Genomic DNA, 26,403 nt, shown 5'->3' on the forward strand with positions numbered 1-26,403 from the left:
TATAACCGCTCTGCTTACACTAAAGTCTATCCCTAGAGTCGGCAACGCCCTAAAATATGACGGGTCTGGTACCAATTTAAATTGATGAGGTGGCAGATAATTTTCGAGAGCCGCGCTCCGCGCGGCTCTCGAAAATTATCTGCCCTGTTTGGGTCTTAAATTGGCATAAAGTAGCGCTTCAGGCAGCTTTTGCGAGAAGATCTAGATTCGCCTTTGATCAAGTCTTGATCAGAGCAGACCAGTTAGCCTTCCAATAACTCTCTGATGCAAATTACTGTCTTAGCTTCTACTGCCCTACTAACTGCCCTCATGGCGATCGGGATGATGTTCTTTATCCGCGCTTCCACCAAAGACCGGATTCAGGTGGCAAAGCTAGTGGCGACCCAGCAGGGTGAACCTTTGTTAGAAGAGATCCAAAACTATTTTGTTCAGCGTGCCTACCGAATTGTAGGTGTAGACCCTGACAAAAATCAGGTGACCTACGAGGGAATGGTTCGCCCTAGCGTTTTCCTAGCGATCTTTTTGACGCTGATGGCGGCGATCGGTCTGCTCTGCATTGCGCTGATGCTGTCGTTCCGTTTTCCAGGGGCGGCTCAGTTCTTGCCGGGTCTAGCCATTTTTTCACCGCTTGCCGGAATTTTTTACTGGAAAAAATCGGCTCGACCTGAGCAGGTTTTACTCAAGGTTGAACCACTGCCTAGAGGCTCTGAGCAGACTGCTCAGAGCTTGTTGACTCTCACGGCTCATCGAGATGAGCTGGCTGAATTTGAGCGATCGCTTAAGTTCAAACCCCTAGAGACAGAGTAATTCATTGACACAGACCCCTTAGAGAAACTCAGGTCTAGCTTGCTGGGTTTGAGTCAGGCAGTTTTCTAGAGCTGCCCAGTCTTGCTGTTCGACCCGCTGAATCATTTGCTCTATCTGCTGTTGGTAGGCGTGAAGCGATCGCAGCAGTTCCTCTCGGTTGTAGGTCGCCATCATTATCCCTAGTTCAGGATTGCCGCCTCCTACGCGGCTAGTATCTCGAAACCCTGAGCTGGCAAACTTTTGAGCCAAATCCAGCACCGTTGGATCTGTTTCGGTAAGGCAGGCGGCAATCAGGCTGGCGCTGACCATTACAGGCAGATGCGAAATCCAGGCAACCGCTCGATCATGTGCCGCAGGATGGCATTGATAGACCTGACACTGAAGCGATCGCGCCAAATTCGCCACCGTTTCTAGGGCTAGAGGCGGCGTAGCTTCAATTGGCGTTAGCACATAGGCTTTGTCGGTGAACAGCCCTGAAAAGGCGGCAGCCAGACCGCTCTCAGCCGTGCCCGCCATCGGATGTCCGCCCACGAAGTTTTGCCAGAGGGGCGCGATCGTTTCCACGACCGAAACCTTGACCGAGCCAACATCCGTCAGGATTGTGTGGGGCGACAAATGGGGAATGAGCTGCTCAGTCGTGGCGGCGATCGCTCCCAGCGGCGTACAGAGAAACACCACATCAGCGTCTGACATCAGCGCCAGATCCAGACTGGCATCATCGACAATGTTTTGAGCGATCGCTGCCTCGCAGGTTTCTGCCTTACGGCTTACCCCCAAAAGAGTGTGCCCTAACTGCCGCAGATCGATCGCCAAAGAACCTCCAATTAAGCCCAAGCCAACAATGCCAATTTTCATGGTTTTACTCTGGTAATGTTCTGCAACTACGTTGATTTCTTGAGCGTTATAGCAACCGCCAAGGCGGTTAGGACGGGAACATTGGCGGGGCGTGAAGTGTCCCGCCAATGTCCTAAGGATCATGGATTGAACAACCTGTACAAACCTATACAACCGATCTGCTGTAGGGGCTTAGCTAAGCCCCTACCCCAAAAATTACATCTTGTTCAATCCATGTCCTTAAGCAAATTGGTCATGAATCCGAATTAGTCCCATAACGTCTCATTCACCCCATCTAAACCCGATAAATCTCTAGATTTGGTAGTCTAGCTTTAATATCTCTAAAGGAAGGGCGGTAAGCGTGGACATTCAAATTGGCAGGGGCAAAACAGCCCGCAGAGCGTATGGCATTGACGAAATTGCGCTTGTTCCTGGACAGCGAACCCTAGACCCCTCGTTGGCAGATACCCGCTGGACGATCGGCGGCATTGAGCGTCAGATTCCCATCATTGCTAGCGCCATGGATGGCGTAGTGGATGTGAAGATGGCGGTCGCGCTCTCGCAGCTGGGCGCACTCGGCGTACTCAATTTGGAGGGCATTCAGACCCGCTACGCTGACCCAGAACCTATTCTCGATCGCATTGCTGCCGTTGACAAAACTGAATTTGTGCCGCTGATGCAGGAGCTTTATGCCGAGCCTGTCAAGCCAGAGCTGATTGAGCAGCGTATTCGAGAAATCAAGCAGCAGGGCGGTATTGCTGCCGTCAGCGCCACTCCGGTGGGAGCCTCCCGATATGGGGCTGCTGTTGCCAAAGCTGGAGCCGATCTATTTTTCATTCAGGCGACTGTCGTTTCTACGGCTCACCTCTCGCCTGAATCCATCACGCCTCTCGATCTAGCTCAATTCTGTCAGCAGATGCCGATGCCTGTGGTGCTAGGAAACTGCGTCACCTATGAAGTCACCCTCAATCTGATGAAAGCTGGAGCGGCGGCTGTGCTGGTGGGTATTGGCCCCGGTGCTGCCTGCACTTCTCGTGGAGTTTTAGGCGTGGGGCTACCGCAAGCCACGGCCGTGGCAGACTGTGCGGCAGCTCGTGACGACTTTTATCGCGAGACAGGCAAATATGTCCCTGTGATTGCAGATGGCGGCCTAATCACGGGTGGCGATATCTGCAAGTGCATTGCTTGCGGTGCCGATGGAGTCATGATCGGTTCGCCGTTTGCTAGGGCGCAGGAGGCTCCCGGTCGCGGATTTCACTGGGGTATGGCAACGCCTAGCCCTGTCCTTCCTCGCGGCACCCGGATTCGAGTGGGCACCACGGGCACCCTTCAGCAGATTTTGCGGGGACCAGCTCAGCTTGATGATGGCACTCATAATTTGCTGGGCGCACTCCAAACCAGTATGGGCACTCTGGGAGCCAAAGATATCCGAGAGATGCAGCAGGTGGAAGTCGTGATTGCCCCTTCGCTGTTGACGGAAGGCAAAGTCTATCAAAAGGCGCAACAGTTGGGCATGGGTAAGTAGCAATTCCTAAGAGAATCTGTAGTCTGAGGCAAATTGGCAAACAAACTGACTCCTGTCAAGAGACTTTACATAAGTTTGCTTTCAAGCCTGACGGATCTCGCCCGAAACTCTATAACTGTCGCTTAGAATAAAGTAAGCGGAGACGCAAGTTTCCGTTCACTCCTCACACCACACTCCGCCTGGACTATTGTTCGGGCGGTTCCTACTTTCTGGGGGTCGTAGTCTGGGGGTCGTAGTCTTGACCCAGCGGCTTGATCAGATTATGTCCATTTGTATAGACCCAGTATCCTCAGCCTGTCCTTTTCGCTATGGTAAGATTTCAACAGAAAACGTAGGCAAGGACTTTCTAGGCATGTCAGCAGCCGCACAAGTTACAGATTCCAGTTTCAAGCAAGAAGTACTTGATAGCGACGTTCCGGTCTTAGTAGATTTTTGGGCACCTTGGTGCGGCCCCTGCCGGATGGTTGCTCCTGTAGTTGAAGAGATCGCAGAACAGTTCGTTGGGCAAATCAAGGTTGTTAAAGTTAATACAGACGAGAATCCTAGCGTTGCCAGCCAGTACGGCATTCGCAGCATTCCGACGCTGATGATTTTTAAGGATGGGCAAAAAGTTGACATGGTTGTGGGTGCAGTGCCCAAGACCACGTTGGCGACCACGCTTGAAAAGCATCTTTAAGCGATCGCATCCCTTGCGTAAACCTCTTGCGAAAACGTTTCTGAAGGTTCCCATGCCTTCAGAGATATTTGGCAAGAGGCTTTATTATCTTGAGGCTTGCTCTACCAGAGTTTCTTTAAGGTTGCCAGGGCATTCTCTAAGAAACCCCGATAGAATAGAATGCTGCCAATTCCAAAGAATTCATGAACTTTTTGACCCCTTCTCATCCCCTGGAGCCGCTTCAGGCAGAAATTAGTGAATTGCTAGAACAGCTGCCTCACATGAAGCATGGGGCGCTGATTCAGCAAGCATTGACGACGCTGGTTCGCATGGCGGAGGTAGAAGCCGATCGCCTCGATTGGAAAATTCTCAACGCCTCATTAGAGGATATGGAACGCGCCTTCCGGGTGTTTTATCCCTATCGGCACGTGCGGAAGATCGCCATTTTCGGCTCGGCGCGTACCAAACCCGATCGCCCTGCCTATAAGATGGCGCAAGACTTTTCGCGCGCGGTTGCCGAGCAGGGATTCATGGTGATGACGGGCGGCGGTCCCGGCATTATGCAGGCGGCAAACGAGGGCGCAAGCGTCGAGAAGTCTTTTGGGCTAAATATTCAACTCCCCTTTGAGCAGGGATCAAACTCGGTGATTGAGGGCGACCCCAAGCTGATTAACTTCAAGTATTTCTTTACGCGCAAGCTGTTTTTCCTGCGAGAAAGCGATGCGGTAGCGGCATTTCCAGGCGGATTTGGCACACAGGATGAGGCATTTGAATGCCTGACGCTGATGCAGACCGGGAAATCTGGCTTTTTGCCCGTGGTGCTGATTGACTCTCCAGGCGGAGATTACTGGAAAAGCTGGGATACCTATCTACGGGATCACTTCCTGTCGGCAGGTCTGATTAGTGAGCCAGATTTACATCTGTATACGATTACCGATCGCATTGACGTTGCCTGTAAGGCGATCGCAAGTTTTTACCGCGTTTTTCACTCTAGCCGCTATGTGGGCGAGCAGCTAGTGCTGCGCCTCAACTTGGAGCTGTCAGACGAGGATGTTGAGCATCTGAACCAAAACTTTAGCGATTTGCTGGTTACAGGCAGAATTAGCAAGAGCGCGGCTTTACCTAAAGAAAGCAGCAATGACACCGCCAATCTGCCTCGCCTGATCCTGCATTTTAACCAGCGCGACTTGGGTCGTCTGTACCAGATGATTGGCGTGATTAATCAGCTCGGCATGAACGCCCCAGAAGCCACTCACCCAGAGCAAAAATGAGATGGATTCTATACCCATTATTACCGTTGAGAACCTCAGTAAGGTTTACCCGGTTGCCATTAAGCAGCCCGGTCTGAAGGGTACCTTGACACACTTTTTTCGCCGTACCTATCGATCGGTTCCGGCAGTGCAGTCGATCTCCTGCCAAATTGATGCTGGGGAAATGGTGGGCTTTTTGGGGGCAAACGGCGCAGGGAAAACCACGACGCTGAAAATGCTGACGGGCTTAATTCATCCTTCGAGCGGTCGGGTGACGGTGGCAGGGCATGACCCATTCCGGCGCGAACCCGCTTTTCTGGAGAAAATTACCCTCGTGATGGGGCAAAAGCAGCAGCTGATCTGGGATTTGCCGACTTTAGATTCGTTGCGAATCAATGCGGCGGTCTATGGCATTGGCGATCGCGAGTTTCGGCAGCGCGTGGGGGAACTCAGCGAAATGCTTTTGCTAGGAGACAAGCTAAATCAGCCTGTACGTAAGCTGTCTCTGGGTGAGCGCATGAAAGCTGAGTTTCTGGCGGCTTTGATTCATCGTCCCAAGGTGCTGTTTCTGGACGAGCCGACGCTGGGGCTAGACGTGAATGCGCAGGTCAGCGTCCGGGAGTTTTTGCGGGAATACAATCAGCGCTATCAGGCAACAATTTTGCTGACGAGCCACTACATGGCAGACATTACCGCCTTGTGTAAACGCGTCCTGGTGATTCGGGAAGGGCAGTTGATTTATGATGGCGGTCTGGATAGCTTGTTAGAAAGGTTCTCTCCCAGCCGCGAGGTCACGGTGGAATTGGGAGAGGGGCGATCGTCTCAACAACTCCAAACCTATGGCGAATTGGTCTCGGTCGAAGGCTGCGTGGCGCGATTTATCGTCCCGCAAGAAAAACTCACCCAAACTCTTTCTCGCATTCTGGCTGATCTAGCCATTGTGGATCTCAAAGTTTCGGAGCCGCCGATCGAAGAGGTGATTGGTCAAGTCTTTCGGGCTGGTGCGACTTAGAGCTGTTTAATTTGACCACAGTGGAGGGTGGATGGGTAGATGGGTGGATGAGTGGAGTGAGAAATGATCCATAATACTTACCCACCCCTCACCCTCTCACCCCCTCACCCTCTCACTCATCCACCCTCTCACTCATCCACCCCCTCACCCCCTCACCCATCCACCCCCTCACCCCCCACCCATCCACCCCCTCACCTTCCCCTCATGAACCGCGTCCTCCATATCGCTAAAACGCTGCTCCTGACCTACTACGCCTACATGCTGGAATACCGGGCAGAGCTGTTTTTTTGGGTACTATCCGGCAGTTTGCCGATCATTCTCATGGGGGTTTGGACTGAGGCGGCAAAAGGTGGAGGATTTGGGCTGTCGCCGCTAGACTTTACCCGCTACTTCATTGCCGTGTTTTTTGTGCGGCAATTTACGATCGTCTGGGTAATTTGGGAGTTTGAGCGGGAAATTGTGGAGGGCAAGCTCTCCTTTAGGCTATTGCAGCCGCTCGATCCGGGTTGGCATCACTTTGCTTCCCATGTGGCTGAGCGGTTTGCCCGTCTGCCCTTTGCGGCAATTTTGATGGCGCTGTTCTTTTTGCTCTATCCCCAGGCGGTTTGGATTCCGAGTTTATCCAACAGTTTGCTCTGCCTTGTGGCGGTGACTTTAGCTTTTACGTTGCGGTTTGTATCGCAATACACGTTTGCCATGATGGCGTTTTGGATTGAACGCGCCAATGCGATCGAGTCTTTTTGGTTCTTGTTTTACTTATTCCTATCGGGTCTAATTGCTCCTCTGGAGGTCTTTCCGCCGATCGTCCGCCAAGTGGTTCTCTGGACACCTTTCCCTTACTTGATCAATTTCCCAGCCAGTATTCTAGTCGGATTGCCCGTGAATCTTTCGCAGGGGTTTTTAGTGACGCTGAGCTGGATTGGATTGTTTTTTGTTGCCAATCGGTGGCTATGGCGCAAGGGGTTGAGGCAGTATTCGGGGATGGGAGCTTAGTGGGGGTAGCGAACTATCCAGGATAGGGGATATTGGCGATCGCTCACTCCAGCCGCCCTAACGTAAACCTGATCTGCCTCTACTTTAATCACTTCCCAAATGCTGTTCATTTCGGTGGCTGTGAGTTGGGGCTTGGCTAGAAGGATGACGCGATCGCCCGTCTGGATGGCAGAAGTTGGGCGGGTTTCCTGAAGATAATTGGGCAGCTCAGGAGTTTCTAAAGAGGTTTCTGAAGCTAAATTGCCTGAAGCTAAACTGCCTGAAGCTGAATTGCCTGAAGCTAGACTGCCTGAAGCTTTGGGGCTGGAACTTGCAGCCAATCGAATTTGCTTGAGGTTTAGTTTAATTTCCTCTGGCGTGGCATCCCAAACTTGACGCTTTTGGGGCGGAGTTAAGTACTCAAGCAGCGCCAAGTCTTCAGCACAGTCTATGACTGCCAGCATATCTAGCACGGTGCTGAGGCTAGAAGCATCGAGTAGTTGCTCGTCAGGCTGATGATCGAATGGCTGACCTTCAGCGTCAGAAGGAGGAGGGTCTGGCAAATCGGGCTGGACATCCGGTGGATGTGGCATAGTCCAGGTGGGTGGAGACATGGGAGGCGATCGGCTGTTGAAGTATGCATTCCTGCCTTTCTATTGTCGATCGTCTATCTCAGATTGCCCACTTGCAGACCGCCTGTAAATCAGCACTTGCCCACAATGTCAAGCTATGCGATGCGCCAAGACAAAGCGATCGATGCCAGCCAGATCTTTGTAGACCTGAATGTTTTGATATCTGCCGTTTGATTTCAGCAAATTAACAACGGGCTGCGCTTGACCTGCCATCATTTCAATCAGCCAAATGCCGCCCGATCGTAGATAGCGTGGGGCAATCGCCACCAGCAAACGAATGGCATCTAGCCCATCTTCGCCGCCATCTAACGCAAGGTGAGGTTCGTGGCGTGCTACTTCGGGCTGTAGGTCGGTAATGAGAGCGCTGGGAATGTAGGGCGGATTGGACACCATGCCGCAAAGTTCCCCTCTGAGATGACCCAAGGGTTCAAACCAGGAGCCTTGATAGAACTGAATCCGATCGCTCCAGCCCAAAAATTCAGCATTTTGTTGAGCGATCGCTAAGGCATCCGCGCTGACATCCACCGCATGAATCACTGCATAGGGCAATGCGTTTGCCAAACCCAGGGCGATCGCCCCGCTTCCTGTCCCCAAGTCTGCCCAATGTCCCTGCTGTAGATCTGGATGGTTTTCGATGGCGGCGATCGCCAAATCAATCAGCAATTCAGTCTCAGGGCGAGGAATGAGAACAGCCGGAGACACCTGTAGGAGAAGATTTCGCCAAGGGGTTCTGCCCACCAGGTATTGAATGGGGCGGCGATCGCGAATCCGCTGTTCCCAAAGGCAAGCCAACTCGACAAAGGGAATCTGAAGCGAAATGAAGTCGCGATCTTTGAAGGATTCGAGGCGCAGACTAAGGCGATCGATATCGCTGATTTCTTGCAGCAGCCAATCGATTTCGACGATCGGCACTTGGGAGGCGATCGCCTGTTGCTGAGCCTGCTCTCGCCACTGCCAAAGGGCAAGACCGGAAACGAGATTGGGTTCTATATTCTGAATTTTAGAGTTTGGATTTTCAGGCATTTAAAACCTTGGGACAAAACCTTTTAATGCCACTAGGCAGCGGATTTTATAATAGACCTCTTGCGAATTGGATTTAGTGGGGGCGCAGTCCCCACTAAATCTAGTGCCACAAAACTTTAATCTGCAAGAGATTTAATGGCTAGAGCGGCTAGTTAGGGACTCGTGAGCTGTTGCAATAAGATTGTGATTCACAACAATGGCAATGTAAGGCGATGCAATAGCAATGTAAGGTGATGCAATAGCAATGTAAGGTGATGCAATGGCAATGTAAGGCGATGCAATAGCAATGTAAGACGATGCAATAGCAATGTGAGACGATGCAATCGAATTGCGATCGGTTGTAATGCCATTGTGATGCATGACAGAAGCAATGTGATGCATGACAGAAGCAATGTGAATCAAGAATTAGTAAGTTTAGAGAAGCGGGAGCGATCGCCAGCTTTTTTAGTTACGAGAGTGGGAGGGTATGTAAAATAGTTTGTGTCAAAGGTCAAAACAAGATCTAATGAACTAATCACCTGAGACACAACCCCATGACCTTTCGACCTAAATTGTACGCCTTTGGCGGGGCGAAGCCCTATGACGATCGCCACCTTTGCTTTGAACTCAGCGCTATACTGTTTACGTTTATTTGCCATGATTTTTACTCCAAGTTTAGGAGTATTCAAAGCTTAGCTACTTGTCTATTTTTCGGGATCCACTTCAAAACTCCGACCTCCGATCGCGAAACTCCAACCTTATTTACTCCAAAAACTAAGCTTAGAACTCAGAACATCGAGCAAATTGCTCCGACATCTCAGCTCCGAGCTTGATCGCTCGCCCTCCAAGGTCAAACCGTCAGGCTTTTAACTCCACCGTTGCTCCTTGACTCTTCACCGTCCTAGCCAGTGCCTTTGGCGCGTCCTGGAGAGATACCCAAAGGTTTGGGTGGGGCAGCCATTGATGCCATAGCGCTTCGCGCTCGATCGCCCCAACTTATTGGCAAACTAGAGTGGCAAACTAGAGTAAGACCCTGCCGATCGCCCCCGTGTCTGATTCCTCCCCTTCCTACGGTACCCCTGCTTCACCTCCTACCGAATCGCTGCAAGGCGTGATTGAGCGGCTGACCTTTCACTCTGAGGAGACGGGCTACACGGTGGCGCGGGTGAAGGCTCCTCGCACGAGTGAATTAATCACGATCGTCGGTAATTTTGCCAACATTCAGGCGGGGCAAACGCTTCAGCTTGAGGGCATCTGGCGCGATCATCCCAAATACGGACAGCAGTTTCAGGTGACGCAGTACCGGGAAACCAAGCCCGCAACGCTGACCGGACTAGAAAAATATTTGGGCAGCGGATTAATTAAAGGCGTAGGTGGCGTTACGGCGAAGCGGATTGTGGCGCACTTCGGGCTAGAGACGCTGGACATTATTGAAAACCAGATTGAGCGACTGAGCGAGGTTCCCGGCATTGCCCAGAAGCGGGTGAAGATGATCCAGGAAGCCTGGGCAGCGCAGAAAGCCATCAAAGAGGTGATGCTATTTCTGCAAGGGCACGGCGTGTCTACCACCTATGCCGTCAAGATTTACAAACAGTATGGGGATGATTCGATCGCCATCGTCACAAAGAATCCTTACCAGTTAGCCACCGATATCTACGGTATTGGCTTTGTGATTGCCGACGCGATCGCCCGTAAGGTAGGCATTGATCCTAGCTCCGAGTTTCGCTACCGCTGCGGCATTCTGCATGTGCTCAGCGAAGCCGCCGAAGAAGGGCACTGCTTTTTGCCCCAGGCTGAACTGAGCGATCGCACCGTCAACCGCCTCACCGTTGCTGACCATCAGCCTGACTTAGCGCAAATCTCAGCCCTGATTTTGACCATGGCAAAGGATGGTGAGCTGGTGGTGCAGATGGGCGTAGGTGAACTGGAAGAGCAGGTCATTTGCTACAGTCCACCTTTCTATGGCGCAGAATTCAAGCTGGCGGAACGGCTGCTCTACCTGCTGAGTGAACCTGTGACCATCGATTTGGAGCGAGTGCAGCGCTGGATCGATCGCTTCACCGAGAAAACCGGACTTCAGCTTTCTGCTCAGCAGCGACAGGCGGTAGAAATGGCGGCTCAGCATCGGGTGATGGTGCTGACGGGTGGCCCCGGCACGGGCAAGACTTTCTGTACGAGAACGATCGTCGCGCTTTGGAAGGCAATGGGCAAGGCGATCGCTCTGGCTTCCCCCACCGGACGCGCCGCCCAGCGCCTCAGCGAAATGACTGGGCAGGAGGCAAAAACCATCCATCGGCTGCTGGAGTTTGACCCCAGCAATTTCAAATTCAAGCGCGATGGCGAGAATGTTCTGCCCGTGGAGGCGATCGTCGTCGATGAAGCCTCCATGCTGGATTTGTTTCTGGCAAATTCTTTGATCAAGGCAGTGCCGCTGGATGCTCAGCTTTTGCTAGTGGGCGACATTGACCAATTGCCCAGCGTTGGAGCCGGAAATGTGCTGGCTGATCTGATTCACTCCAACCGGATTCCGGTAGTACGACTCACGGAGGTCTTTCGACAGGCACAGACCAGCCAGATTGTCAGCAATGCCCACCGGATTAATCATGGGCAGTTTCCGGCGTTAGAACCCGTCTCAAATCAGCCGCAGTCAGATTGTCTCTGGCTAGCTGCTCCCGAACCGGAGCAGGGCGTACAGGCAATTCGAGATTTGATCACCGATCTGATTCCGAGTCTCGGCTTTGAGCCGTCCCGTGACGTACAGGTGCTGTGCCCCATGACGCGCGGCGTAGTCGGCACCCGCAACCTCAACAAAGTCATGCAGGAATTAATCAATCCTGCCAGCTACGCTAAATCAGAGCTGACGCGCGGCGGCATGACGCTGCGGATGGGCGATCGCATCATTCAGCAAGTCAACGACTATAACCGCGAAGTATTTAACGGTGACATGGGCGTGATTGAAGCGATCGATCCAGAAGAACAGTCGATTCAGGTGCAGTTTAGCGATCGCCTTGTCACCTACGACTCTGCCGACATTAATGAAATTACCCTGGCTTGGTCAGTCAGCATCCACAAATCCCAGGGCAGCGAGTATCCGGTGGTGATCTTGCCGCTCTACATGCAGCACTACCTGATGCTCAGCCGCAATTTGCTTTACACCGGGCTGACTCGCGCCCGCAAGCTAGCCATTTTGGTTGCGCCCCAGAAAGCGATCGCCCTTGCCATTCGTCAAATCAGAGATCAGCAGCGCTATACGCTTTTAGCACAGCGACTTCAGCAGGATTAGAGAGGAATGTGCCACCCCAAATGTCCTCAGTAGGTCGCAAAGTCCTCCTAATTTTTCTAAAAGCTGGATTTCAAAGGCGCAGAGCGCCTTTGAAATCCAGCTTTTAGGGTTTTGTGGCGCGCGCCACAAAACCCTAATTTGCGATCTAGTGATGCCAATTTGAATTGGAACCACGACAGATCCCGGTACGGGCTTGGCAATGCTAAGCCCCTTCTGAGGTTCGATGTGCCCACAAATATCGTTTAAATCGGTACGAGATGGATAACCTAACCACAAGAAAAGCGATCGTTCATCACCTCTCAAGTGAACGATCGCCCGTGCTTCCATTAGGAAAATTTGGTTAAATTTGGCTTTGAGCAGACTGCTGGCGTTTTAGCAGCTTGAAACACCCTATGGCAACAATTGCCAGTGCCGTTGCTGTTCCAGGCTCAGGAACTCTAGTCGGCTCTGGCGATTCAGGAGTAGGAGGCACAATCGCAACAGGGGGCAAGTTTAGGACGGGTGGTGCAACGACTACGGGCGCAGGATCAGGCGCAGGAGGCGTGACGATGGGAGTAGGATTGGTAGGAGAAAGTATTGGGGAAGTACCTGCAAGCTTGCTGCTGTCACGGCGATCGGCACCTACGCTCATTAAACGCACGCCAAAGTCTTGATTTGAGAAATAGCTCAACTGTAGCCCATCTTGAAACTTAGCCCCCGCTTCAGTTTTTAAGAAGGAATCTGATAGCGAGAGAGTAAACCAAGCAGAGCGGAAGTCATCTCCTTTGCCAATTCCCTCCTTGCCAATTTCCACGCCAGCATCAAAAACATGAGAATTTCCATCTCCTCGCATGGTGTTGCTCTTGCTGCCCACACTGGTAATACTACTAGCCCCAAAAGAATAAGCAATATTCTGGTCGGCGACACTGATAGTCTTACCGGAGGCATCAAGATATTGCAGACTACTGACTTGCAATCCTGCTAAAAGTGAATCATCACTGACATTAAAAAACAGACCTCGTAGATCAGCAATACCTGATACATCTGCTTTAAAGAGGATCTTACCTAAACCAGCCGACTGATCATCTAGCGTGATTTTAGTGCTGGCAGGAATCTCTGTAAAAGCCTGCGTATCAAACGTCAAAGATGCGGCTTGTGCCGATGCAAAAATAGCTGAAAATGTCGCTAATCCTGCGATCGTTAAAGTAGCAGAAAGCACCTGAGCAGCCCAGCCGTGCTTATAGAGAGAGTTACGCATAGATTTTCAGATAATATCCTATTACTCTGCAATAAAATATACATAGAATTAGAGAGTTACCCCATCCGTAATTCAACGGTTTTCTTCACTTCAGAGTTCTTATAGATCAGGCATAAGTTGCTAGGTTGGAAAGCTCAACTTCCTACAGTGAAGTCAGCCTAAAAGCATATTTTTATACCAAAAATCCTTGCACCCTGATAAATACTTCTTTTTGCAGTTTTTAGCTGTTGCCTAAAGCTGTGGAGATTGCCATAAAGCTAAGGATGGAAGCACTTAGAGCCGTACTTCCAGGAGTTCCAAGTCGGCGCTCTACCTTAATTTATTAAGGCTTGCTGTTTAGAAGTCGACCATGGCTTGTCAGATTTTTGACGGCGACTTCGTCACCTTAAATATGAAATATCCTCCGTAAAATCTAGTAAATTTTGTGTGAGTAATATCCAGGCTGCTACAATTATCCGTAATTACCCTTAGCGAAAATCGGAGAGAAATTCTCATGACGACGCAACCGCCATGGACACCCTCATCTGCCGATCGCTCTCAGGTTCATCGCTCCCAAACTCAAGGTTTTCATCCGGCTTCATCCTCTCGACCTTCATTCTCTCGACAGTCTGGCAATCTGCTGAGTTCATTTGATACATTATCTCTCCATAAATCTGCTCATCCGTCCAGTCTGCAATCGAAATCCTCCTCGACTGGGCAAACTGTTCAGACAAAAAGCGATCGCGCACGCACCAGTCCCGCTAAAAAACAGCGGCGAAAGCGATCGACTCCTTTCCGAAACGCAGGGCAAAACGCGACTGCCGAATGGACGGTGATGGTTTATATGGCAGGCAACAATCTTGAGAAGTACGCCATTCAAGATTTCTTGGAGCTGGCGGCAGCTGGCTCAGACGGCAAAGTCAATATTGTGGTGCAGCTCGATCGCACCGCTGGCTATGACTCTTCCTATGGCAACTGGACAGACACCCGCCGTGGATTGGTGCAAAAAGGGGGTAAGCCAAGTGCCAACTGGGGCACTAGCGTCGGTGAAGTCAATATGGGCAGTGCCAACACCTTAAAAAACTTTGTCAACTGGGGCACCAGCACCTACAAAGCCAATCGCTACGCGCTAGTCATGTGGGGACATGGCAGCGGATACAACGTGTCCTATGACGATGCCACAGGTGACGGCATGAGCGGCGGCGAACTCAACAGCGTCTTAGGCGGACTTCCCGCCAAGGTTGACATGGTGGGCGCCGATGCTTGCCTCATGAGCACAACGGAATTTGCCACTCAAATTGCTGATCATGCCTCCGTTTTCGTCGGTTCTCAGGAGTTGGAACCCGGCTCAGGCTGGAACTATACGCCCGTGCTGCAAGACTTGAAGGCTAACCCAGCCATGACGGCAGCACAGCTCGGTTCTTCCGTGGTGACTCGCTATGGTCAAACTTATTCCAGAGGCAACGAAACGCTCTCGGCAATTGACCTAACGGCTTTGAGAAACAGTAATTCCTCTAGCTTCACCCATGCGATCGGCAGCTTTGCCACAGCGCTGACCACCAGCGCCACCCGCAGCGATCTGGACACGCTGGACTTCTGGCGCGATAGTTTAGCCAACGTTTTTGACACAGACCACGACTCGAATAACTTCTGTGATGTGGGCAGATTGTTTAGCGGTTTCGTCAGCAGCCCAGGAGTTTCTGCCGCACTGCAATCGGCGGCTCAGGTTGTCCTGAATGCCCATAGCAGCACCGTGATTCAAAACTACACGGCGATCGCCAATCGCAGCACAGGGCTATCGCTCTATCTCCCCGATCGCGGAGCCTCCCAAAAAGCCAATTACACCATCAACTACAGCGCTGCAATCAACACGCTCTGGGGCGAATTCGTCAATGGGGCATTTTGGTAAACCCTTAGCTTTGATAGACTCTAAGCAAGCAACGCTATAGAACTTGGGCAATGCGTCTCACCGCCTCTTCTAGCACGGTTGGTGGATGCACCAAGGCAAACCGCACATAGCCCTCGCCAAACTTACCAAACCCAGCTCCCGGAGATGCGGCCACGCCCGTTTTTTCCACCAGCGCCTGACAAAAGCCGATCGAATTCTCTGACCAGCGCTCCGGCAGCTTTGCCCACACATACAGAGCAATATTGGGTAGAGCCACCTGCCAGCCGATCTGGTGCAGCGCCGCCACAAATACGTCCCGGCGCTGACGAAAGGTGTCTACAGAGACTCTGATACTGTCCTGTGCGCCCGATAAAGCGACGATCGCTCCATTCAAAATGCCCAAATACTGATTGAAATCGATCGCCGCCTTCACTCGCCGCAGGGCGCTGATAATCTCCGCGTTGCCGATGGCATAGCCGACCCGAAAGCCGCCCATGTTGTAAGACTTAGACATCGTGAAAAATTCGATCGACACCGTTTTATCCGGATCAGCTTGCAGCACCGAGGGCGGTATATCTGTGGCATCAAACACCATATCCGGGTAGGGAAAATCATGCGCCAGTACCAGCTGATGCTGCTGACAGAAAGCAACCGCTTCCTGAAAAAACGCCAGAGATGCCGTTGCCGTTGTGGGGTTGTGAGGATAGCTCAGCACCATGAGCCGAGCCTGCGCCAGCACCGCAGCAGGAATTTCGGCAAACACAGGCAGGAAATGATTATCTGCCCGTAGAGGCATGGTGTACACTTGCCCACCTGCTAGATAAACGCCACCTGCATGGGAAGGATAGCCCGGATCTTGCAGCAGGGCAAAATCCCCTGGATTGAGTACCGCCAGCGGCAGATGACCCGTGCCTTCTTGAGAGCCAATCAGCTGCAAAACCTCAGTTTCCGGATTAACCGCTATGCCAAACTTGCGCTCATACCACTGTGCCGCCGCCTGCCGAAACGCCTGGGTGCCATGAAACAGCAGATAGCCGTGGGTGCTGGAGTCTGATAGGGATTGACCGATCGCCTCCAGCACCGCATCAGGCGCAGGCAAATCAGAAGAACCCAACGATAAATCAATAATTTCCAACCCGGCAGCTCTAGCTCTAGCCTTTGCCCTGTCCATGTCGGCAAAAACATTCGATCGGAGTGGCTCCAGGCGATCGGCAAGTTGAAATCTAGCAGACATGGCAGGCAAAAAATCTCAGGTGACAACCCTACGATTTTAGTGTGTGACGCGGGGAAGAGGGCTTGAATCTAAACTCTCCTGTAGAGTTGACACAGCTCGATCGCCTTGGTTTGCAGCAATGCCAGAGGTTCTGCGCCTGTCTTTAGCCCAAACTCCAGCTCTAGCAGCAAGGGCAGGGTTTGCTGAAGGCTGAGCAACGATAGCGGCTTTACCTCTTGTTGAAGAAAATATATCCGCTTAGGGTTGCTAATTTCGGCGGCTTGGGCAATTTCTCGCTCGTCCCGTTCGCCTGCCTCCAGCATCAGCTTTACCCATAGCCAGGTGCGAAACTGTCCCACCAGCACGGCAACAATTCTCAGCGGCGATTCGTTCTGGCGAATTAGATCGGTGATGAGAGTCAGCGATCGCCCCGTGTCGCCCTGACGAATAGCAGCCGCAAGCTGAAGGCTGTTTTGAGTCGAGGTCGTCACTAGCGTCGTCACGGCAGCTTCACCCAAAGGCTGAGCATTGTCGCCGCCGTACAGCCTCAACTTCTCTAGCTCCATAAAAAGCTGCCGTGAGTTGTTGCCCACGGACTCCGCCAAAAGCTGCACAGCTCCGCTCGTTAGCTTCACGCCCATGTCTTGAGCAGCTCGCCGGACTTGCTGGGCTAGTAAATCCATTTTCCAGGGCGGAATGTTGGTAAACTCGCGGATTTCGGCGTGTTTTTGTAGCAGCTTGGTGGATTTTATCCGACCATCGGGCTTGCTGGATGTGGTTAGCAGCAGTACGGTGGTATCAGGCAGAGTGGGGAGCGATCGCTCTAGCTCGCTGAGCAATTCTTCAGAGCAGCGCTGGCAGAGGGTCGTATCGGCTAGCCACACCAGCCGCTGCCCCGCACCAAAGGGAGGAGTCAGAGCCAGGTTAATGCCCTGCACAACTGCATCAGATGCGTCAGGCGGCAGCTTATCGTAGTTGAAGCTTGCCCAGTCAGGATCAAGGGTGCGATCGCGCAGGTCTTTCACGGCTCGATCGAGCGCAAAATCATCATCTCCCCAAAATAGATACACTGACATAGCAGAACAATAGGGTAAATTACCGTTAAATTAAATTGGGAACTTGCATTTTGATCTCCCAAGTGATCCCGCAAGATTTCACGCTCAGTTAGATCTTCCTACAGTTGGAACAGAAGGCAGGCAAGATTGGACGACAACTATCAAGTCTATGTAAACCGAGTGGTGCGGGCAACGCTGCCTGAAACCTTTCAGTCCCAGGTACAGTACATCCAGCCCTCTCCCAAGTTTGAGCAGCAGCCAGACGGCACCATTCAACCCGCTGCCTTTCCAGGCTACACCGTCATTACTCCCCCTTGGGCAGATGATAGTCAAAACGGGGCAGTCTACACCCATCTTCATCAATATCAACAGCAGATCTTGGACAAGCTAGAGCCAAACTTGCTGATTCCTGTTCCGGCAGAAAGCTTTCACTTCACGTTAGCCGATCTGATCTGGGCAAGTGCCTTCGATCATGCTCAGGAAGATCCCGCTTTTGAAGAACGGCTCAACGACTGTGTTGCAGAGAGCTTCCTCAAGAGCGAGGCTTCTGTCCAAGGTGAGAAGCCTATCTACTGGCAGATTATTGGGCTATTCCTCCGAACGCGCGCGCTGGGCGTTTGCCTGGTTCCTAGAGAACAAGACTCCTACGATCGCGTCATTCAGCTCCGGCGCACCCTTTACCAAAATTCTGATCTGATTGCCCTCGGCGTAGAGCAGCAATACAACTTTACGGCTCACATTACTCTGGGCTATTTCAGCGAGGCAACCAACGGTGCAGATGGCGATCGCCTCAGCAAAGCTCTGATCGAGCTAAACAACCAGTGGCTAGAGTCTGACGAGATGCATGATGTAGGGCTGTATCGCGCCGAGCTACGCAAATTCGACGACATGACCCGCTACTACCGAGAGCCAGACTGGGCAACTTTGGAGTTTTGAGTTAGGAGAGTTTTGAGTTTTACCGATCGCCCATTGCGCTCACCAACCCTTGCCACTCTGCCGATCGCGCCAGTTTTACCGGATCAAATTCGCTGCCCCAGTTCCTCGAAAATGCCGTAAAGCTGTCTGCCCAGTGCACGATCGCCTCTATCAGCGAGTGATTGGAATGGGCGCGCGATCGGCGCAGATACTCTGCCATTTCGGTACGGTGTCCCGTGTAGTGCAAGTACCAGGCGATCCAGATCAGCGTGTTGTAGCGCACCTGTGGCTCCAGCCAGCGAATGCTTTCGGGCAGATCGGGCTGGGCAAAAAAATGGTCGATGACAGCAGACAGCGATCGCGCCTGGGGCAAACCTTTGTGCATGACGCTGTCTTGATGCTGACGATAGCTGACGGTCATTTGCTTCAGCCACACTGCCTCACAGCCCATCTGCGATAGCCGCAGCACTAGCTCAGTATCTTCTGCCGGGGGAAACCGAGGATCGAAACCGCCCGATCGCACCAGCCAATCGTGCCGAAACAGCATGGCACTGGGCAAGACAGGCTTCCAGCGCAGCCAGCTTTCCAAATTGAGCTGAGGGACTTGCTGCCAGGGTTCTACTGCCATCAGAGCTTCTCCCTCAGCATTCACCCGCTGCCAGCCGCTATGAACAATGCCCAGATTGGGGTGAGATTTCAAGCTAGACTCCGCGATCGCCCCCCTTGCCATCAGCGCATCGGGGAACAGAAAATCATCCGCATCCAGAAATGCCACCCACTTGCCCTGAGCTAGATTAATGCCGTGATTGCGGGCGATCGCCACTCCCTGATTCACTTGGCGCACTGACCGGATTTGAGGCTTGTAATGTCGCAAAACCTCTGAGGTGGCATCCGTTGAGCCGTCGTCAATCACAATCACTTCGCAAGCGGAAAGACTCTGACTCAGCGCACTCTCGATCGCCTGAGCAAGATAGCGATCGCAGTTGTAAGTCGGAATAACCACGCTAATCTGCGGCATTTCCTGCTTTGCCTCCTGACTCCTGACACCTGACTCCTGACACCTGGCTTCTCACCCTGCCCTGGCTTCTACCCTGGCAGACTCATAAAGCTCCCAGACACGGTAGGCGCTGCTGCCTTAAGATATTCCAAGAAAGTGCTTGCCACCACCGAAAGCTGCTTACCTGCTAAATAAACGACATACCACTGTCGCTGAATCGGGAAGCCCTCAACGTCCAGGATAGTGAGTTCATTGGTAGAGCCATCCAGCATCAGCGTGTGGCGCGATAGGACAGATAGCCCTAGACCTCCAGCGATCGCCTGTTTAATCGCCTCATTGCTGCCCAGTTCTAGCCGCACTTTCACCGTCAGATGATGGGCATCTAGCAAACTTTGAAATGCGCCCCTTGTGCCCGATCCTGGCTCTCGCATGATAAATATTTCTTCGGTCAGCCGCTTCAAGGGAATCTGCTTTTCGCTGGCTAGAGGATGGGTGCTGGGCGCAACGACAACCAGTGAATTATCTAAAAACGGATGCGCTTTAATATCCCAACTGTCTGGAAGCTGGCTCATGACATAGAGATCGTCTTGATTGTTGGCGAGGCGATCGATGACCCGCTCATGATTGGTGACGGCCAGCGACACATCAATACCAGGATACTGCTGACAAAAAGGCCCCAAGAGGCGCGGCATAAAATACTTGGTGGTGGTGATAACTGCCAACTTCAGCTTGCCTTGCTTCATGCCCTTGAGATCCGCCACCGTCATCTCTAGCTGATCGAGCCGCTGAGCAATGTCTTGACAGGTGGAAAAAAGCTCTCGCCCTGCATCGGTGAGGTAGAGCTTCTTGCCAACCTGCTCAAAAAGCGGCAGACCGATCGCCTTAGTCAGCTGCTTCACCTGCATTGAAACTGTGGGCTGGGTTAGAAATAGCTCTTCGGCGGCTCTAGTAAAGCTGCCATGTCTCGCAGTTGCCTCAAATACTTTGAGCTGGTGCAAGGTAGCATGTATCACCGAAGGTTCTCCTAAACGGGTGGTCTTACATCCAGATTATATAGATATCAGGCTATTGTAGATGTAGAATCCAGTGATTTTAATCTATATTGCTTGCTTTTAGACCCTTTTCTGAAGGGAATGTGAGCTTGAAGAAAGTTCAGCTTTTTCCGCTTAACTGCCTTTCCACTTCAGTATTATCTCCGAAGGAAAAAGCATTCATTCAAATTAGTTTTATAGGAAATGAACTTTTTAGAGCCGGATTTCAAATAAAGATTCGATATCGCAGGTTTGACACCTTAGTTTGTAGATATAGCTGTCGCCAGTTTGTTTAGGACATTTGGGGTGGGGCGCAGCGCCCCACCCCAAATGTCCCGTCCTAACCGCCTCGGCGATTGCTATAAATTGTAGGTAAGTTCAATAGAATTAGCCTGTGGGGCGCTGTTTGAAATGTATTATTGGTAGTTCTTGAAATGCAATGATTTTTATGGGGTGGGCGAAGCTCACCCCATAAAAATCATTGCATGAATACCAGTACCGTACTCTTTAATCGAAAAGTAGCCGCCTCTATAGACTTGACCGATGTTCCTGCACCCTCCCGGTGTAAAGCCATCCGAACTGCCTTTTCCTAAGGAAGAAGGACTGCGAATGAAGGAATTTTATCCCGCTTCCAGCAATGCCGCCCTTAGCTTCAAAAGCTTTGTAGATCATGAAAACCATCCTGGTGATTGAAGATGAGCAGATGATTCGAGAATCCATCTCTGACTTGCTGCAAATTGAAGGGTTTGGCGTCATGAACGCTGACCTAGGCACTAAAGGTATCCAGATGGCTCAAGAGTATCTACCCGACCTCATTCTCTGTGATGTGAATATGCCTGATGTCGATGGCTATCATGTCTTATCAACTTTGCAGCAAAACCCGATCGTCAAAACCATTCCATTCATTTTCTTGACCGCTAGGGGAACAAAGACGGATCTGCGACATGGCATGAACTTAGGTGCAGATGATTATTTGGTCAAACCCTGCACCGCAGAAGAGCTGTTGGAAGCGATCGCCAGTCGATTTGCACGGCACGATCTATTCCGTACCCAATCTCAGCAGCAGTTAGAAGCGCTCCGGAACAACATTGCTCTGTTTCTGCCCCACGAACTCCATACGCCTCTTAACGGCATTCTGCTATTTTCAGAAATCTTGATGGGCGAGTATGAGTCGATCAGCCGTAGCGAAATTCTAGAAATTGCTGAAGGAATTCATAGCTCAGCCGATCGCCTCTATCGGTTAATCCAAAATTTTCTTTGCTATGCCCAGCTTGAGATTGCCGCTCATGATCCCGATCGACGGGCGGTTTTGTGTGCAGGAGAAACTTTTGGGGGAGAGGCTCAAATTGCCGAAATCGCGGCTCGGCTTGCCCTTCAGGCAGATCGATCCGCAGACCTATCCTTGAAACTGCAAAAAGCCAATTTGCGTATGTCAGGCACTAGGCTGCAAAAAACCATGGAAGAGCTGATTGGTAATGCTTTCAAGTTTTCCCAGCCCGGAACTGTCGTTGAGATCAGCAGCTACCTCACAGAGCAAAATTTTGTGGTGCAGATTGCCGACTCTGGGCGCGGCATGACTTCAGAGCAAATTGCTAGTTTGGGAGCCTACATGCAGTTCGATCGCCGTTTTTATGAACAGCAAGGTTCTGGGTTGGGGTTGATTATCGCCAAGCGAATGCTGGAGTTGCACGGAGGGGGGCTGGCGATCGAGAGTGCTGTGGGTCAGCAGACGACTGTTCAGGCAACCATTCCTTTAGCAGTCAATGATGAGCGATGAGCAGTAGTCTGTTATGGCTGTTGCCCGTTTGCTTGGGACTGTTTTGCTTGGGACTGTTTTGCTTGGGACTGGTTGCTTAGAACATTCAGGGTAGGGAGCGAAGCGCCCCCACCCTGAATGTCCCCGTCCTAACCGCCTTGGCGGTTGCCATACTTGAAGGGCTACGATCGTGCTTCAAATCCTGGCTGATCTCTATAGTGAGACTGAAGAAATCGAATGACTTTCCTGACAATGCGATCGGCTTCAGAACCTAGACTGTAAGTCAGTAGAATTTATAGCAATTTTTAGAGCTATGGCAGACATTGTAGATATTGCAGTGAGCGCGGGTGCATTCTCAACGCTAGTGACGGCTGTTCAGGCAGCAGGTTTGGTAGAAACGCTGAAGAGTCCAGGCCCTTTCACCGTCTTCGCTCCCAATGATGAAGCCTTTGCTAAGCTTCCGCCTGGAACTATTCAGACTTTGGTGCAAAATATTCCTCAGCTTGCTCGAATTCTTAAATTTCATGTGGTTTCCGGGCGATTGACCCAGGCAGATCTGGCAAAGCTGGGAACGGTCACCTCAGTAGAAGGTTCACCCATTCCCATTAATTGCTCAAACGGCTTTGAGGTCAAGAACGCAACCGTTGTAACTGCCGATATTGCCGCAGATAACGGCATTATTCATGTGATCGATACGGTGATTTTGATGGGATGAGCGTCATGGAAGGACATCAAGCACTGCTGATAAGGATAGGCTCTGTAGCTGTTTCGGTCGTCCTTAAGAGGTAAGGATTTTTAGCGGTATGGGCAAAGCCCATACCGCTAAAAATCCTTATCTAAAATACTGTTACCACTGTTTCAAGGAGATGTTGAGACGCTTGCTAGTCGAACCTTTTGGCTCCAGAGGTCAGAAGACGCTAGGATCGACGTAGGGAGAAATACTGGTTGAGATAGTTAGTTTAGGCGAAACTGTTTCACTCTCACTATCTGATGATGCAGTGCCGCAGTTTCCTCTAGACCAGCCCCACTCCTCTACGCCTACAGAAATTTGTGAGCCTACTTGAACATCTCCACGCGAGAGATCGACCAGTGTCACGGTAACAGCTGCAAATAGACCTCCTTTATAGATAGGTTGCCCTTGTGCATTATTGGACTTGAAAGTAAGACGAGATACCTGAGGCGGTTGCCCAGATCGCTGCCAGCGAATTTGGGTAAAGCGCCCATCTAAATACTCGGCGGAGTAAGTCCATCCATTACTCATTTGTCCGTTGCAAGAAAACTGCTGAGCTGCGTGAGCTGAAGAAAAATTAGCTTCCGCAAAGAAGAGGCTCGTACCTAACAGTCCGGTTGTAATTGCGCGTTTCGCGGTCTTCATGTTCATCACTATTTTTACCTTGATCTGAGATTAAAGCGATGTGAAAATGTAGCTACTCTGTTCATCAAGTTCCGTCCATGATCAAAGCACGGTGGAGATGGTAAAAAGCATTAGATTAAATGCTGATTTCGTTCGCAGAATAGCTAGCTTGGGCATTGCCAGATTAGGCAGTTATCGTGGTAGCGATCGCAATATTTATTGGGAAGACAGTGCTGAATAGCAAAGCTAAATCGACTAGCTTACAGGCTTTCCGCACTGCCTTGCTGCGAACTTCTAAATCTTTGATCAGCGACTTTTGCCTCCCTTGTACTTTTCTAAGACAAAACTTACGACAAACGTATCCTAGTGGTTTCCCTGTAGAATTTCTGTCTCTAGCAAAACAAGATTAGATAGTGGTATTCAGGTAAGGATTTTTAGTGGCGCGGACTTTGCCCACGCCACTAAAAATCCTTACCTCCTAAGGACTACCCAGAATTATTTTGATTAAGAACGCCCTGTGCGATATGGAGATAGAATGAGAGAGTATTGATACAATTCTTCATGATGCAGCAGCTACGCACTGACTTAGAGTTAGCCGACCGCGAGGCGATCGCCACCTATCTGCAATCTGAGTTTCCTTTTGTAGAAGATTCGGGAGAGCTTTCACCCCATGTGGGAGGCAGAACAGCAGGGCTGGTTCGGCTGCAAAGCTTTCGGCTAGAGAAATACGGCAAGCAGCGAAACTTTCTGGATGGCGAAGTCAGCCAGCTGTCGCCCTATGTCAGCCGGGGATGTTTGGAGCTAGAGGAACTGCGGCAATGGGCATTGAAACAGTCACGCTCCAAGTCGGTCGAGGCGTTTGTTTCAGAATTGGCATGGCGGGCGTTCTTCCATCTGGTGTATGAAGAAGAGGGCGATCGCATTCTCAAGGATATGGAGAAACCCAAAGTGCCGATGAATCAGCATCAGCGATCGCTGCCTGAAGACATTGCCGCTGGCACGACGGGCATTCCCTCAATGGATACCCTGATTCATATGCTGAAAGAGACAGGGTATCTGCATAACCACGCCCGTATGTACTTAGCCAGCTATGTCGTTCACTTCCGCAAGGTGTCCTGGAGAGCCGGAGCCGACTGGATGTATAGTCTGCTGATTGATGGCGATTTTGCGAGCAATCATCTGTCCTGGCAGTGGGTAGCCTCGACTTTTTCTACCAAGCCATACATTTTTAATCGAGAGAATTTAGAACGCTATGCTGGTTCCCTCCTGCCGGGTGATCCAAAACAGGGCGATCCCTTTAATTACTCTTATGAAGAGTTGGCAGAACGATTGTTTGAGGGGGCTTACATGCCGGAACCGAGCGGGCGATCGCCTGGACAGTATCAGTAGTCTGCATTAGCACATCTAGCCTTAAGTCTCTCCTATGCCTTCTCTAATCTGGTTTAACGAAGATAGTCTAAATCCCGAACATCAGATGGTCAAAGACTATGCTGATGCTCCCAAAGTTTATGTGTTTGATGCGCCTTATTTGCAGGCGCAGAATATTGCGAAACATCGCATTCAGTTTATTTATGAAGCGTTATTAGAAATTCCATCCATTCAAATTTATAAGGGTGAAACGGTTGCAGTTCTGTTGCAGCTCATAAAAGACCTGGCAATCAGTGAAGTGGTGACGACTGAAACTCCCAATCACATGATTAAAGGCTGGCAAAATGAACTTCAAAAATCGATCGATTTAGTAACCTATCCAGAAATCTTTCCTGTCACGGATCATTCTTCGCCGCGCCGTTTCTCTCGCTACTGGAGAAAGCATGAGCGATCGTGGTTGACGGTCTAGGATTAGTCAGGTAACGGTTGACGGGTTGGGGTGGATGAGTGGATGGGAAACTCTCATCCACTCATCCACCCCAACCCGTCAGTAACAATCGGCAGACCACTAGAGCCATAGCTCATTAGGTCATAACCGCCAAATGTTTCCGAAAAGTCTTGACCCATTCAGGCATCATCCCCTATGATGGTGCTGAACTACGGTACTCGTATGAATTTCGCAAAGCAGTCTCTACAACTATTTTTGCTGCTGTCGGGTGCTTCCCGACTGCGCTTTGTGCGCAAATAATTTTTTACCCCAACCCCAATTTTTCTACCCCAATCTTTCCTCTTCTACTCTTCATGCTTGCATGACCCGTTGGTCGTGGTATTTAGGTAAGGATTTTTCGCTGCGTGAGCTTTGTTTACGCAACAAAAAATCCTTACTCCTCAAGGACTACCGACCAGTTGACCTGTTCTTGGCGGATTCTTAGCGGAAATGACAAAGGAAAAGTCGGTGTTCTGCCGTCCACTTTGTCATGGTTTTTAGCGTTGCAGATCTATCCTTTACCTATTCTCTCAGAGGTTCTTATGGAACTCAATTTTCTGTTTCTAGCAGCATCACTACGACTGTCTATGGGTTATCACGATTTAAGTTTACGGCAGTCTGATAGCCCAGTCCCTACAGCAATTTTTCCAAAAAATTCGATCGCCGTTACTTTTCAAAATTTGATTCACAATCCTAAACGACATCGGAGAAAACAATTGTGTTGAATAATCCTGCAACTAAATATCGTCCATTTGCGCCTGTTGATTTACCCGATCGCACCTGGATGTCCCACGTTATTACCCAGCCGCCTATTTGGTTGAGTACCGACCTCAGAGATGGCAACCAGGCGTTGATTGAACCGATGAATATTACCCGTAAGCTTCATCTGTTTCGCATACTGGTGCAGATTGGGTTCAAAGAAATTGAAGTCGCGTTTCCTTCCGCCTCACAAACTGACTTCGACTTTGTTCGCCACTTGATTGAACAAGATTTAATCCCTGATGATGTCACTATTCAGGTTTTGACTCCTGCGCGTGAAACTTTGATTCGTCGTACGTTTGATTCTTTGGTGGGTGTAAAGCGGGCGATCGTTCACTTATAGAACCCATTTGACATCTTCCGGCTTCTGCTTTAAGGTGCTTGAAGCCGTC

At 50.9% G+C, this 26,403-nt stretch carries 21 protein-coding genes and 2 pseudogenes; 14 read left to right on the forward strand and 9 right to left on the reverse strand.

The window, feature by feature from the left end; all coding sequences use genetic code 11:
• Positions 1–264 precede the first annotated feature (264 nt).
• Positions 265–807: a cofactor assembly of complex C subunit B gene (locus AC5JMP_RS27740; protein WP_495854736.1), complete on the forward strand. Its 543-nt coding sequence runs from the start codon at positions 265–267 to the stop codon at positions 805–807.
• An 18-nt stretch (positions 808–825) separates the two neighbouring features.
• Here AC5JMP_RS27740 and AC5JMP_RS27745 read toward each other — a convergent pair whose 3' ends face one another.
• Positions 826–1,785, reverse strand: coding sequence for a prephenate/arogenate dehydrogenase (locus AC5JMP_RS27745; RefSeq protein WP_495854737.1), 960 nt, complete (start codon positions 1,783–1,785; stop codon positions 826–828).
• A 217-nt stretch (positions 1,786–2,002) separates the two neighbouring features.
• On the opposite strand from AC5JMP_RS27745, the gene AC5JMP_RS27750 reads away from it, so the two are divergent.
• From AC5JMP_RS27750 to AC5JMP_RS27770, 5 genes are all read left to right on the forward strand, one after another.
• Positions 2,003–3,166: a GuaB3 family IMP dehydrogenase-related protein gene (locus AC5JMP_RS27750; RefSeq protein ID WP_495854738.1), complete on the forward strand. Its 1,164-nt coding sequence runs from the start codon at positions 2,003–2,005 to the stop codon at positions 3,164–3,166.
• Positions 3,167–3,518: 352 nt separating this feature from the next.
• Positions 3,519–3,842 carry a thioredoxin gene (gene trxA, locus AC5JMP_RS27755; RefSeq protein ID WP_495854739.1) on the forward strand — a complete coding sequence of 108 codons (324 nt, stop codon included), beginning with the start codon at positions 3,519–3,521 and terminating at the stop codon, positions 3,840–3,842.
• A 182-nt stretch (positions 3,843–4,024) separates the two neighbouring features.
• On the forward strand, positions 4,025–5,092 hold the full coding sequence (locus AC5JMP_RS27760; RefSeq protein ID WP_495854740.1) for an LOG family protein: 1,068 nt from the start codon (positions 4,025–4,027) through the stop codon (positions 5,090–5,092).
• A 10-nt stretch (positions 5,093–5,102) separates the two neighbouring features.
• A complete protein-coding gene (locus tag AC5JMP_RS27765; protein WP_495854762.1) occupies positions 5,103–6,083 on the forward strand; it encodes an ABC transporter ATP-binding protein in 981 nt (326 codons plus the stop codon).
• Positions 6,084–6,287: 204 nt separating this feature from the next.
• Positions 6,288–7,076, forward strand: a complete 789-nt coding sequence (locus tag AC5JMP_RS27770; protein WP_495854741.1) for an ABC transporter permease — start codon at positions 6,288–6,290, stop codon at positions 7,074–7,076.
• On the opposite strand, the gene AC5JMP_RS27775 is transcribed toward AC5JMP_RS27770, so the two are convergent.
• Together AC5JMP_RS27775 and prmC are read right to left on the reverse strand one after the other, a co-directional pair.
• Positions 7,073–7,669 carry a hypothetical protein gene (locus AC5JMP_RS27775; RefSeq protein ID WP_495854742.1) on the reverse strand — a complete coding sequence of 199 codons (597 nt, stop codon included), beginning with the start codon at positions 7,667–7,669 and terminating at the stop codon, positions 7,073–7,075. The genes AC5JMP_RS27770 and AC5JMP_RS27775 overlap by 4 nt on opposite strands.
• A 108-nt stretch (positions 7,670–7,777) precedes the next feature.
• A complete protein-coding gene (gene prmC / locus AC5JMP_RS27780; RefSeq protein ID WP_495854743.1) occupies positions 7,778–8,710 on the reverse strand; it encodes a peptide chain release factor N(5)-glutamine methyltransferase in 933 nt (310 codons plus the stop codon).
• Positions 8,711–9,737: 1,027 nt separating this feature from the next.
• Here prmC and recD2 point away from each other — a divergent pair.
• A complete protein-coding gene (recD2, locus tag AC5JMP_RS27785; RefSeq protein WP_495854744.1) occupies positions 9,738–11,972 on the forward strand; it encodes an SF1B family DNA helicase RecD2 in 2,235 nt (744 codons plus the stop codon).
• A gap of 340 nt (positions 11,973–12,312) precedes the next feature.
• Here recD2 and AC5JMP_RS27790 read toward each other — a convergent pair whose 3' ends face one another.
• Entirely contained in the window at positions 12,313–13,209 is an 897-nt protein-coding gene (locus tag AC5JMP_RS27790) for a hypothetical protein (RefSeq protein WP_495854745.1), read from the reverse strand.
• 493 nt (positions 13,210–13,702) lie between these two features.
• Between AC5JMP_RS27790 and AC5JMP_RS27795 the strand changes: the two genes are divergently transcribed.
• Complete coding sequence (locus AC5JMP_RS27795) at positions 13,703–15,097, forward strand: clostripain-related cysteine peptidase (RefSeq protein WP_495854746.1); 1,395 nt, start codon at positions 13,703–13,705, stop codon at positions 15,095–15,097.
• A 34-nt stretch (positions 15,098–15,131) separates the two neighbouring features.
• Here AC5JMP_RS27795 and AC5JMP_RS27800 read toward each other — a convergent pair whose 3' ends face one another.
• Both AC5JMP_RS27800 and holA read right to left on the reverse strand, forming a co-directional pair.
• The gene (locus AC5JMP_RS27800) at positions 15,132–16,310 is read right to left on the reverse strand and encodes an LL-diaminopimelate aminotransferase (RefSeq protein WP_495854747.1); all 1,179 of its coding nucleotides are present in this window, start codon (positions 16,308–16,310) and stop codon (positions 15,132–15,134) included.
• 68 nt (positions 16,311–16,378) lie between these two features.
• Positions 16,379–17,365 (reverse strand): DNA polymerase III subunit delta, encoded by a 987-nt coding sequence (gene holA, locus AC5JMP_RS27805; RefSeq protein WP_495854748.1) that lies wholly within the window; start codon positions 17,363–17,365, stop codon positions 16,379–16,381.
• Between the two features lie 126 nt (positions 17,366–17,491).
• Here holA and AC5JMP_RS27810 point away from each other — a divergent pair, with 126 nt between their 5' ends.
• Positions 17,492–18,280 (forward strand): DUF1868 domain-containing protein, encoded by a 789-nt coding sequence (locus tag AC5JMP_RS27810; RefSeq protein ID WP_495854749.1) that lies wholly within the window; start codon positions 17,492–17,494, stop codon positions 18,278–18,280.
• 19 nt (positions 18,281–18,299) lie between these two features.
• Here AC5JMP_RS27810 and AC5JMP_RS27815 read toward each other — a convergent pair whose 3' ends face one another.
• Complete coding sequence (locus tag AC5JMP_RS27815; protein ID WP_495854750.1) at positions 18,300–19,277, reverse strand: glycosyltransferase; 978 nt, start codon at positions 19,275–19,277, stop codon at positions 18,300–18,302.
• Positions 19,278–19,345: 68 nt separating this feature from the next.
• Entirely contained in the window at positions 19,346–20,269 is a 924-nt protein-coding gene (locus AC5JMP_RS27820; protein WP_495854751.1) for a LysR family transcriptional regulator, read from the reverse strand.
• 688 nt (positions 20,270–20,957) lie between these two features.
• Between AC5JMP_RS27820 and AC5JMP_RS27825 the strand changes: the two genes are divergently transcribed.
• Together AC5JMP_RS27825 and AC5JMP_RS27830 are read left to right on the forward strand one after the other, a co-directional pair.
• Complete coding sequence (locus tag AC5JMP_RS27825) at positions 20,958–22,064, forward strand: hybrid sensor histidine kinase/response regulator (protein ID WP_495854752.1); 1,107 nt, start codon at positions 20,958–20,960, stop codon at positions 22,062–22,064.
• 292 nt (positions 22,065–22,356) lie between these two features.
• A complete protein-coding gene (locus tag AC5JMP_RS27830) occupies positions 22,357–22,758 on the forward strand; it encodes a fasciclin domain-containing protein (protein ID WP_495854753.1) in 402 nt (133 codons plus the stop codon).
• 285 nt (positions 22,759–23,043) lie between these two features.
• Here AC5JMP_RS27830 and AC5JMP_RS27835 read toward each other — a convergent pair.
• A pseudogene (locus AC5JMP_RS27835) lies at positions 23,044–23,418 on the reverse strand (hypothetical protein); the annotation flags it as partial.
• A gap of 540 nt (positions 23,419–23,958) precedes the next feature.
• On the opposite strand from AC5JMP_RS27835, the gene AC5JMP_RS27840 reads away from it, so the two are divergent.
• From AC5JMP_RS27840 to AC5JMP_RS27850, 3 genes and pseudogenes are all read left to right on the forward strand, one after another.
• Positions 23,959–24,786: an FAD-binding domain-containing protein gene (locus AC5JMP_RS27840; RefSeq protein WP_495854754.1), complete on the forward strand. Its 828-nt coding sequence runs from the start codon at positions 23,959–23,961 to the stop codon at positions 24,784–24,786.
• A gap of 34 nt (positions 24,787–24,820) precedes the next feature.
• A complete protein-coding gene (locus AC5JMP_RS27845) occupies positions 24,821–25,234 on the forward strand; it encodes a hypothetical protein (protein ID WP_495854755.1) in 414 nt (137 codons plus the stop codon).
• 736 nt (positions 25,235–25,970) lie between these two features.
• Positions 25,971–26,351, forward strand: a pseudogene (locus AC5JMP_RS27850) (hydroxymethylglutaryl-CoA lyase-like TIM-barrel protein); the annotation flags it as partial.
• Positions 26,352–26,403 lie beyond the last annotated feature (52 nt).

Source organism: Drouetiella sp. (genome assembly GCF_059504425.1).

Bases quoted from the DNA above. Each gene is read 5' to 3' on its own strand.
- AC5JMP_RS27745 (WP_495854737.1), bottom strand. From the start codon at position 1,785: ATGATCCTTAGGACATTGGCGGGACACTTCACGCCCCGCCAATGTTCC.
- AC5JMP_RS27795 (WP_495854746.1), top strand. From the start codon at position 13,703: ATGACGACGCAACCGCCATGGACACCCTCATCTGCCGATCGCTCTCAG.
- holA (WP_495854748.1), bottom strand. From the start codon at position 17,365: ATGTCAGTGTATCTATTTTGGGGAGATGATGATTTTGCGCTCGATCGA.
- AC5JMP_RS27790 (WP_495854745.1), bottom strand. From the start codon at position 13,209: ATGCGTAACTCTCTCTATAAGCACGGCTGGGCTGCTCAGGTGCTTTCT.
- AC5JMP_RS27830 (WP_495854753.1), top strand. From the start codon at position 22,357: ATGGCAGACATTGTAGATATTGCAGTGAGCGCGGGTGCATTCTCAACG.
- AC5JMP_RS27800 (WP_495854747.1), bottom strand. From the start codon at position 16,310: ATGTCTGCTAGATTTCAACTTGCCGATCGCCTGGAGCCACTCCGATCG.
- trxA (WP_495854739.1), top strand. From the start codon at position 3,519: ATGTCAGCAGCCGCACAAGTTACAGATTCCAGTTTCAAGCAAGAAGTA.
- AC5JMP_RS27845 (WP_495854755.1), top strand. From the start codon at position 24,821: ATGCCTTCTCTAATCTGGTTTAACGAAGATAGTCTAAATCCCGAACAT.
- AC5JMP_RS27740 (WP_495854736.1), top strand. From the start codon at position 265: ATGCAAATTACTGTCTTAGCTTCTACTGCCCTACTAACTGCCCTCATG.
- AC5JMP_RS27770 (WP_495854741.1), top strand. From the start codon at position 6,288: ATGAACCGCGTCCTCCATATCGCTAAAACGCTGCTCCTGACCTACTAC.
- AC5JMP_RS27775 (WP_495854742.1), bottom strand. From the start codon at position 7,669: ATGTCTCCACCCACCTGGACTATGCCACATCCACCGGATGTCCAGCCC.
- prmC (WP_495854743.1), bottom strand. From the start codon at position 8,710: ATGCCTGAAAATCCAAACTCTAAAATTCAGAATATAGAACCCAATCTC.
- AC5JMP_RS27825 (WP_495854752.1), top strand. From the start codon at position 20,958: ATGAAAACCATCCTGGTGATTGAAGATGAGCAGATGATTCGAGAATCC.
- AC5JMP_RS27760 (WP_495854740.1), top strand. From the start codon at position 4,025: ATGAACTTTTTGACCCCTTCTCATCCCCTGGAGCCGCTTCAGGCAGAA.
- AC5JMP_RS27840 (WP_495854754.1), top strand. From the start codon at position 23,959: ATGATGCAGCAGCTACGCACTGACTTAGAGTTAGCCGACCGCGAGGCG.
- AC5JMP_RS27815 (WP_495854750.1), bottom strand. From the start codon at position 19,277: ATGCCGCAGATTAGCGTGGTTATTCCGACTTACAACTGCGATCGCTAT.